Annotated in this window: 9 protein-coding genes; 5 read left to right on the forward strand and 4 right to left on the reverse strand. The window is 58.4% G+C overall.

Annotated elements, in window-relative coordinates; all coding sequences use genetic code 11:
• The 3 genes from VMU57_RS00665 to VMU57_RS00675 form a co-directional block, all read right to left on the reverse strand.
• Nucleotides 1-1,241, reverse strand: a 1,241-nt coding sequence (locus tag VMU57_RS00665) for an amino acid permease (RefSeq protein ID WP_325379741.1), incomplete at its 3' end; no start/stop codon positions are given.
• 206 nt (nt 1,242-1,447) lie between these two features.
• On the reverse strand, nt 1,448-1,603 hold the full coding sequence (locus tag VMU57_RS00670) for a hypothetical protein (RefSeq protein WP_325379743.1): 156 nt from the start codon (nt 1,601-1,603) through the stop codon (nt 1,448-1,450).
• Between the two features lie 42 nt (nt 1,604-1,645).
• Entirely contained in the window at nt 1,646-4,450 is a 2,805-nt protein-coding gene (locus tag VMU57_RS00675) for an ATP-dependent helicase (protein ID WP_325379745.1), read from the reverse strand.
• A 287-nt stretch (nt 4,451-4,737) separates the two neighbouring features.
• On the opposite strand from VMU57_RS00675, the gene VMU57_RS00680 reads away from it, so the two are divergent.
• The 5 genes from VMU57_RS00680 to VMU57_RS00700 all read left to right on the forward strand — a co-directional run bounded on the left by VMU57_RS00680 (nt 4,738) and on the right by VMU57_RS00700 (nt 8,166).
• Complete coding sequence (locus VMU57_RS00680; RefSeq protein WP_325379747.1) at nt 4,738-5,082, forward strand: hypothetical protein; 345 nt, start codon at nt 4,738-4,740, stop codon at nt 5,080-5,082.
• 186 nt (nt 5,083-5,268) lie between these two features.
• A complete protein-coding gene (locus VMU57_RS00685; RefSeq protein ID WP_325379749.1) occupies nt 5,269-5,607 on the forward strand; it encodes a hypothetical protein in 339 nt (112 codons plus the stop codon).
• A 108-nt stretch (nt 5,608-5,715) separates the two neighbouring features.
• Nucleotides 5,716-6,264 (forward strand): TIGR00730 family Rossman fold protein, encoded by a 549-nt coding sequence (locus VMU57_RS00690; RefSeq protein WP_325379751.1) that lies wholly within the window; start codon nt 5,716-5,718, stop codon nt 6,262-6,264.
• Nucleotides 6,265-6,376: 112 nt separating this feature from the next.
• On the forward strand, nt 6,377-7,615 hold the full coding sequence (hmpA, locus tag VMU57_RS00695; RefSeq protein WP_325379753.1) for an NO-inducible flavohemoprotein: 1,239 nt from the start codon (nt 6,377-6,379) through the stop codon (nt 7,613-7,615).
• 20 nt (nt 7,616-7,635) lie between these two features.
• Nucleotides 7,636-8,166, forward strand: a complete 531-nt coding sequence (locus tag VMU57_RS00700) for an Rrf2 family transcriptional regulator (RefSeq protein WP_325379755.1) — start codon at nt 7,636-7,638, stop codon at nt 8,164-8,166.
• Here VMU57_RS00700 and VMU57_RS00705 read toward each other — a convergent pair.
• Nucleotides 8,075-8,506 (reverse strand): gamma-butyrobetaine hydroxylase-like domain-containing protein, encoded by a 432-nt coding sequence (locus VMU57_RS00705; RefSeq protein ID WP_325379757.1) that lies wholly within the window; start codon nt 8,504-8,506, stop codon nt 8,075-8,077. The two genes, VMU57_RS00700 and VMU57_RS00705, sit on opposite strands and share 92 nt — an antisense overlap.
• Between the last annotated feature and the right edge of the window lie 100 nt (nt 8,507-8,606).

Genomic DNA, 8,606 nt, shown 5'->3' on the forward strand with positions numbered 1-8,606 from the left:
AACAGCGTTCCGATGTTCGACATCTCGGCGAAGGTGCCCACGTCGAAGAGGCCTGCCGGAATTGCCACGAGAATTCCTGCTACCCAGGTGGCAAAGGCGGGAGTGCGGAACTTTGGATGTACCCGGCTGAAGACATCGGGAAGAAGGCGGTCGCGCGACATAGCAAACCAGACGCGCGCCTGTCCTAGCTGGAAGACCAGGATGGACGAGATCATTCCCACCAGCGCGCCGATCAGGACGGCGAGCCTGACCCAGTGCAGGCTATGTCCGTGCGGCTCGGTCTCTGCGACCCGCTTGAGCGCATTGACCACCGGCGCGGCGTCTCCGGCTACGGATTGCCATGGGACCAGTCCGGTGAGGACCACCGCAACGCCGACGTAGAGGATGGTGCAGACGATCAGCGTTGCGATGATTCCTATGGGAACGTCGCGGCGTGGATTCTTGCACTCTTCACTGGCCGTCGAGATGGAGTCGAAGCCGATGTAGGTGAAGAAGATGATGGAGCCCCCCGCGAGGATGCCACTCCAGCCATTCGGAGAGAAGGGCGTGTAGTTTGCCGGATGGATGAAGCTGAGACCGAAGAAGACGAACAGCAGGATCGCCGCAATCTTTACCAGCACCATGATGTTGTTCGTCCGGGCTGACTCGCGAATGCCGCGCACCAACACCACAGTCAGCAGCAGCACAATCAAAAACGCCGGGATGTTGAAGCCTGCGTGCCAGCCGGGAGCGTAGATGTCGTGCCCCTGAAGGTCCTGCAGACCCAGCGGCAGATAAGCAGGAGAGAGCCACTGGGGAGAGATGCGCAACCCCATCCAGTCCAGCAGCGCCACCACATGCGCCGCGAAGCCAACGCTGACGCTCATGTTGGAGAAGGCATATTCGAGGATGAGGTCCCAGCCGATGATCCACGCCACCAGCTCGCCGAGTGTCGCATAGGTGTAGGTGTAGGCCGAGCCCGCAATGGGGATCATCGATGCCAGCTCAGCGTAGCAGAGGCCGGTCAGCGCGCAGACGATCGCCACCAGTATCAGCGAGACTGCGATCGCGGGGCCCGCGCCGGGACGTCCGGCAATGGCTCCGTGGTGCAGGATGAGATCGATGACGGGGGAGTCGGGCCACGATGCAAGCGCGGCGGGGTTTCCGCCGATGGCTACGCCGATCACAGTGAAGATTCCCGACCCGATCACCGCGCCGATGCCGAGCGCAGTCAAAGAGACCGGGCCAAGCGTCTTCTTCAACGCGTGCTCCGGCCTCTCCGATTCAGAGATCAGCTTGTCGATCGATTTGGTACGAAATATCTGTCTGGCCAGCGGGATTGCTCCTCAAACAGAATTAATCTGGAGCAGCTTGACGCTCGTCCGGAGGGACTGGCTCTAAGCGGAACCCTTGTGATTGCCAGCGCAGCGAGAGCTGCATTGGCTGCTCCGCTTAGAGCTTCGTGCCGTTACCGCTTGCTCTGGCCGCGTGAAGCCTTCTTGATCTTGGCCTTGTTTTCGCCGCGAGCGCCGGTGCGCTTTGCCTTGGGAGCTGCCTTCTTGCGTGCTGCGCGCTTTACTTTCTTGCGCTCGTCGGTATCGGTGATGCTCTTGGTATTTGCCATGATTCGGTGCCAATCTTTCTATAGGTGCGATTTTTCAGAACTTTAGAGGCGCTCCAGCTGGGCGAACTTCTCCACCAGCTTCTTCACGCCGTGCTGTTGAAATTGTACTGTAATCTTCGCGTCATCCCCATCGCCTTCGCGGCGAAAGACGGTTCCTTCGCCATACTTCGGGTGGCGGACGCGGGATCCCTGCTGCAGTCCGGTCTTTCCGGTGGCCTCGGGAATGCCCAGCTTTGGCCGCGAGATCGTCTGTCCGCGGCCAGCAAAGAAACTCGCAATGTTGTCGATAGACTGCCCCGGAGCGGCGGTTTTGCTGAACTTCGAGCGGCTGCCGCTCGTGGACGAACTGCCTGATCCACCCCTCGAAGCACTCTGGTCTTCGTCCTCGTAGCTGTAATGGCGCTCGCCCGCTTCGGCGTTGCCACCGCCAAACCGGTTCGCCTTTGGGTACGGAGTGGAGTAGGAATTTCCGTAATCCAAGCCCGAGAACTGCGGACGGGCTGGTGGACTACCGAGGTCTTCGACCAGACGCGAGGGAACCTCTTCGAGAAAACGCGAAGGAATGCTCGACTCCGGCATGTCGCTGCCGTAGCGACGACGATAGCGCGCACGCGTCATCACCAGCGTGTCCATCGCACGGGTCATGCCGACGTAGCAGAGACGGCGCTCTTCTTCGAGGCCCGTGGGGTCGGTGAAGGTGCGCGAGTGCGGAAAGAGTCCCTCCTCCATGCCCGCCAGAAAGACCAGCGGAAACTCCAGCCCCTTTGCCGCGTGCAGCGTCATCAGCGTCACGCGGGCGTCGGCGGAATAGGAGTCAGCGTCGCTCACCAGCGCAGCATGATCGAGAAACTCGTGCAGCGTCTCGCCTCGCTCCTGCGCGTCCTGGGCAGCGTTGGCGAGTTCCTTAAGATTTTCAATTCGCGAGAACGACTCCGGCGTGGCCTCATCTTCCAGCACCCGGATGTAACCGCTGCGATCATTCAGAAATTTGATCAGCTCGGGCAAGGTGGCTGCATCACCGGGCTTGCGGAATGCAGGCTTCGCCTGCGTCGTTTCGGATACAACATCTTCGCTCTTAGCCGCGGAAGCGATTCTGCTACGAGACCCCGCAGCCGATTTCTTCAATACCACTGGCGCAAACGGATTGAACGAAACTGCGTCAATCTCGTGAGCGGCATCGGAATCGACAGCGTTCTCTGCCGCGATGGTAGAAATTTCTTCGCTGGGGCCGAAGTCAAAACCGAAGTTGAAGCTGGTATCGAACGAGGTATCGGCCGCGTCGTCAGTCTCAGTGGCGGCCTCCATCGCTGCAATATCAAAGGAGGCGTCGTCACTGTCCGGTCCCTGATCCCCGCTCTCTGATTCCCTGACATTTTCGGTGAGCTTCTCGGCGAATCCCGGACCGAGCATTGCGCGCGCATCTTCGATGAGACGGCGAAAGCCACTCAGCGCAATCAATGCTCTCTGCGGCAATAACTTGTCTTCGATTGCAACGCCGATCGCGTCCCATGTGCTCATCCCGGAGGAGAGCGCCATGCGCTCCAGCGTCTCCATCGTCGTCTTGCCGATGCCTCGCGGGGGAGAGTTCACCACCCGGCTCAGCGCGATGGAGTCGTGCAGATTCTGCACCAGCTTCATATAGCTGAGGATGTCTTTTACCTCGGCGCGATCGTAGAAGCTGAAGCCGCCGACCATGTGGTACTGAATCTGATATCGCCGCAGCGCCTCTTCCACCAATCGAGACTGCGAGTTGGTGCGGTAGAGCACAGCGCATCGTGGAGCGTCTTCCTGCTCGCCCGCGGCACGAAGATACTTCTGAATACGGTCCGCAATGAACAGCGCTTCATTTTCGCCGTCCGGCGCTTCATAGAAGCCAATCAGCGAGCCGCCCTCGCGCGACGTCCACAGGTTCTTCCCCTTGCGCTGCGTATTCTGAGCGACGACCGCCGACGCACCTTCGAGGATCACCTGCGTCGAGCGATAGTTCTGCTCCAGCCGAATCGTCCGGACCTTGGGGAAATCTTTTTCGAACTCCAGAATGTTGCGGATGTCCGCGCCGCGCCAGCTATAGATGGACTGGTCCTCATCGCCGACGACGCAGACGTTCCCCTCCGGCCCGGTCAGCAGCTTCATCAACTCGTACTGCGGACGGTTCGTGTCCTGGTACTCGTCGATCATCAGGTAGCGATAGCGGCGGTTGTACCTCTCTCGTACCTCACTGGAAGACTTCAACAAGCGAACGGTCTCAAGCAGCAGGTCGTCGAAGTCCAGCGCATTCGCCTTGAACAGTTCCTTGCGATAGATCTCGAAGATGTGCGCGATCTTCTCTTCCATCGGGTTCGCGCTCGCCAGGAAGTATTCCTGCGGGTCGATCATGTGGTTCTTCGCCCACGAGATGCGACCAAGCGCAACCCGCGGTTTCAATGATTTGTCGTCGATGGCCAGACGCTTTAATGCTTGTTTCACAACTGCCTGCTGGTCGGTCTCATCGTAGATGGCGAAGGTCCGCGTCAGTCCAACACCATTGACACGCATGGCCTCGATGTCGCGGCGCAGGACGCGCACGCAGAAGGAGTGGAACGTCGCCAGCATGGGCTTGGCCAGCGAGGTGTGCCCCAGAATCTTGTCGACGCGCTCGGCCATCTCCTTGGCAGCCTTGTTCGTGAATGTCACGGCGAGGATCGAGTCCGCCGGAATCCCTCTTTCCTGAATGAGATAAGCAATGCGATGGGTGATCACACGAGTCTTGCCGCTGCCCGCGCCCGCCAACAGCAACACCGGGCCGTCGACAGCTTCGACTCCCTCCCGTTGCTGTGGGTTCATATTTGCTACCAACTGCGATGGCATTTCTAAAGCTCCAATCTCAATTTTACGTGCACGCGCGGCGTCAGTTTTTTTGACCACCTATACCTCAAGATTGACGACATGTGATGGGAATCATTGACGACAGATGATGGGGATCTATTTGCAGAAATAATTCCAATAAATGCCGGTGAATTATTCTTATGCTCTCTACAATTTTTTCCATCGAATCCGGAACAACTCACATCCAAACTGCGTAACCAACACAACGACGAACTTCCTGATCCATGACAGAGAGATCCCGTCGTCATCGAGCACAAAGGGAGAAACTCATGTTCCGTCAGAAAACACTCGTTCTCGTTCTCACTGTCGCCTGCTCATCTAGCATGCTCTATGCTGCCCCATTCGGCAGCGTCTTCCACAAGGATAAGAGCACCGCAACGACAAGCAGCAGCTCCGCGGATGTCACCGTCGATTTCAACAACACGGCGGAGTATCCTCGCCAGATCAAAGTGGGTTCGAAGGTCAAAACTCTCGCCTCCCATAAGGTCACGCATCTTGCGATCCCGGTCGGAACCACAGTCACCGTATACAGCAGCATGAAGACCCATAACCCCGGGGACGTTCTTGTCGTCGTTGACGCGAGCCATCCAAACCAAACAATTAACGTCGACTAGTTGTCTTCCGCATGGCGGGAGTCTGTCGAAACCCCATCCTGACGAGCGCTGCTCGTACATTGCTTGAAGTTTTTGGCTTTGCGTGAACTCGTGTTCCACGCTCACGCAGAGCCATGCTCTCTCGCATGCAAGGCATGCCTCGTTCCTCAAACACCGCAGCAGAAACGCATTCCAAGGAGCGCTCTTATGATTCGCCGCCCTTTTCTCGTCGCACCAATCGCCATCGCATGCCTGTTTGCCTCGCAGGGCCTCTACGCCTCGCGCGTCAACATGATCGCTCCCGTCAACGCCATGTTCGTTCGGTCGAAGACTGTCAAGTTCCAGCTTCACAATGCTTCCGCCGCAGCGATGGATCTCAAGGCGGGGGATACCGCCCTGACGCTGAAAGCCGGTGAGACCATCAAACTCGATCTGCCCACCGGCACGCGAATCGTCACCAACGCGGCAAGCAGCGCCCATCCGGCGGGCACCCTGGTACTGGAGGTTTCAACCGGATTCAGCGGCTCCACGGTGACCCTGCGCTGACTTCTTCACTCTCTCCATAAGAGGGCAGACGGTTCCTGTCTGCCCTCTTCGACTTTCAGGTAGATCTTGCAATGATCGTCCGCGGCTGACAGACGATAATCTAGAAGCATGTCCATTCACAATATTGCTGTCTTCTGTGCTTCGGCCAGCGGCGTCGATCCCGCCTACCAGGCCGCTGCCGATGATCTGGGCCGTGCGCTCGCCGCGCGCGATATCGGCGTCATCTATGGCGGAGCCAAAGTAGGCCTCATGTGCGCTGTGGCAGAATCGGCACTTGCCCATGGAGGGCGCGTGGTTGGCGTCATTCCCGAGGTCCTCGTCGATCTCGAAGTCGCGCACCGCGGCATCACCGAGCTGCACGTCGTTGACACCATGCACACGCGCAAAGCGCTGATGGGAGAGAAATCCGACGCCTTCGTCATCATGCCCGGCGGCTTCGGAACGCTCGAAGAAATGTTTGAGGTGCTTGCATGGCAGACGCTCAAGCTGCACAACAAACCGATCGTGCTCTTGAACATCAGCGGCTTCTACGACCAGTTACTGGCTTTCCTCGACCATGCCGTAGCCGAGGGAATGCTCAAGCAGAAGAGCCGCGAGATCCTTCTCGTCGCCAACAGCGTAGAAGAAGCGCTCACTGTGCTGAACGTTGTCTCATAGTCCCTATACATTTTCTTGATGTGCGCGTTTATCGCTTAGGATTTGCGTTTAATGAGCTATATCCTGAACATGAATATGTATGCGAAATATATATTCAAAAGGAGGAGCCTTTATGCTCCAGCATCAAAAAGAAATTGTTCAGGCTACGGTCCCCGTTCTTCAGCAGCATGGCGAAACGATCACCACCGAGTTCTACAGCACTCTGTTCGAAGAACATCCCTCGCTGTTCAACATCTTCAATCCTGCGAACCAGCAGAACGGCGGACAGGCGCGCAGTCTTGCCGCCTCGATCCTCGCCTATGCGGCCCACATCGACAAACTCGACCAACTAGGCGGCATGGTCAACCGCATCACGCACAAACATGCCAGCCTCGAAGTTCAGCCCGAACACTATCCCATTGTCGGCGATCATCTGCTGCGCGCCATACGCACCGTGCTCGGGGAAGCCGCTACGCCCGCTGTGATTGACGCCTGGGGCGCGGCTTACGGCCAGCTTGCGGAGATCATGACGGGAGTGGAGCAGAAGCTTTACACCGATGGCCGGGAGCAGCTCGGAGGATGGGCCGGCTATGCTCCACTCAAAGTTGAGCGCAAGGTCGTAGAGAGCGAGACCATCACATCGTTCCATCTTTCATCTCCCACAGGTGCCCCTTTACCAACCTTTGAGCCGGGACAGTATCTTGGCGTCAAGGCTCACGTTCCCGACTCTGCCTTCACGCAGATCCGCCAGTACAGCCTCTCGAAGATTGCCGATGGCCGCACCTACCGCATCAGCGTCAAACGCGAGTCTGCACCGGCACACATCGCGGCAGCGGAGAATGGCCTCATCTCCAATCATCTTCACGAGTCGGTGCACGAGGGCGACACCATCCTGGCGCATGTGCCACAGGGCGACTTTGTTCTGCGTAGTAACAGCAAGCCGGTGGTGCTGCTGAGCGGAGGCGTTGGCATCACGCCGGCCATCTGCATGTTCGAGCACCTCGCTCGCAACTCCAGCCACCGCCCGGCGCTCTTTGTTCATGCCACGACGCAGCGCAGGCACCATGCCTTCCGCGACGAGGTTCGCTCGCTTGCCGCTGCGCATCCGCATACTCGCGCCCTGATCTACTACGAGAAGGTGACGCCTGCGGACGTGCAGGGTCGCGACTTCGATGTGGAGGGCCGCATCACAATCGACTCCCTGCGCCCTTACCTTTTTGAGCAGGCCACCGATTTCTATTACTGCGGACCCGTGGGCTTCATGGCAGCCGTCGAGAAAGTTCTCGATCAGCTGAATGTTCCCCTCTCCGACCGTTATAGTGAAGCATTCGCTCCTGATCCGTCCTTCATAACGGAACTGGCGAACGCATAATTTATCGGAGTTACTTTTTCATGCGTATCAACCGCTTTTCGGATCTGGCCCTGCGGCTGCTGATGTATCTCGGCAGCCGCCCCGAGCCCATGCAGGCCACGGTCACTGTCCGCGCTGCGGCTGGCATGTTCAACGTTCCCTACGCTCATCTGGTGAAGGTGGCGCACCAGCTTGGGCAACAGGGATTCCTCATCACCAGCAAAGGAGCAGGCGGTGGATTGCGGCTGGCGCGGTCTGCCGAGTCGATCTCTGTCGGCGAAATTTTGCGGGTGGTCGAACCGGGGGACTCTGTCATCGACTGCTATTCGCAGCTCTGCCCGCTTGCCGGGGCCTGCCTGCTCAAGGGAGCGCTCGATAGTGCCTACGCTGCCTTTCTCGATAAGCTGGACGAGTATTCGCTTGCCGAAGTCGCGCGCACTCCGCGTCTGCAGAAGCTGGTTTATCTCAAGCCGGAAGCGGTCAACCCTTTGCCGCGCACTCCGCGCACTGGCAGACGCGCCGCAGATAGTCCCACGAGTAAATCCCGGACTCGTGCCCGTCGTTCCATTTAAATTTGAGCGCATACTTGCCCACCGGAGTTACTTCGACCGGCCTTGCAGGGGCCTCGTACATCGCCAACAGCGCCTGTGCTTTGGGCTTGGGAACGCCTGGCTTGCGACCATTTTTATCCCGCTCTTCGTGACAGGTTGCGCAGGGGCAGGCATTGCGAAGCCACGCGAAGTTCCAAACGCTGCGATGACCATCCTTCCAATCGATCTCGATGCCGGTCCCCTCGGTCTTCATGACCCGCACTTTTTTGGGAGTGACGGCGTCCGCATGCAGATGCCGTTCCTGTTCCGCCTCGCGCTGAGCGTCGTCCGCGTTCACAATCCGAATTCCTTCGTGGCTCATACTCCCGTTACCTCCTTCATCGCGTCACGGTCAAAGCGCAGCTTCATCACAAGAATGCTCATTGCCAACACAAACGTCACCGCATTCGCCGCGATCACAG

The organism is Edaphobacter sp., from assembly GCF_035532915.1.
Taxonomy (GTDB): Bacteria; Acidobacteriota; Terriglobia; order Terriglobales; family Acidobacteriaceae; genus Edaphobacter.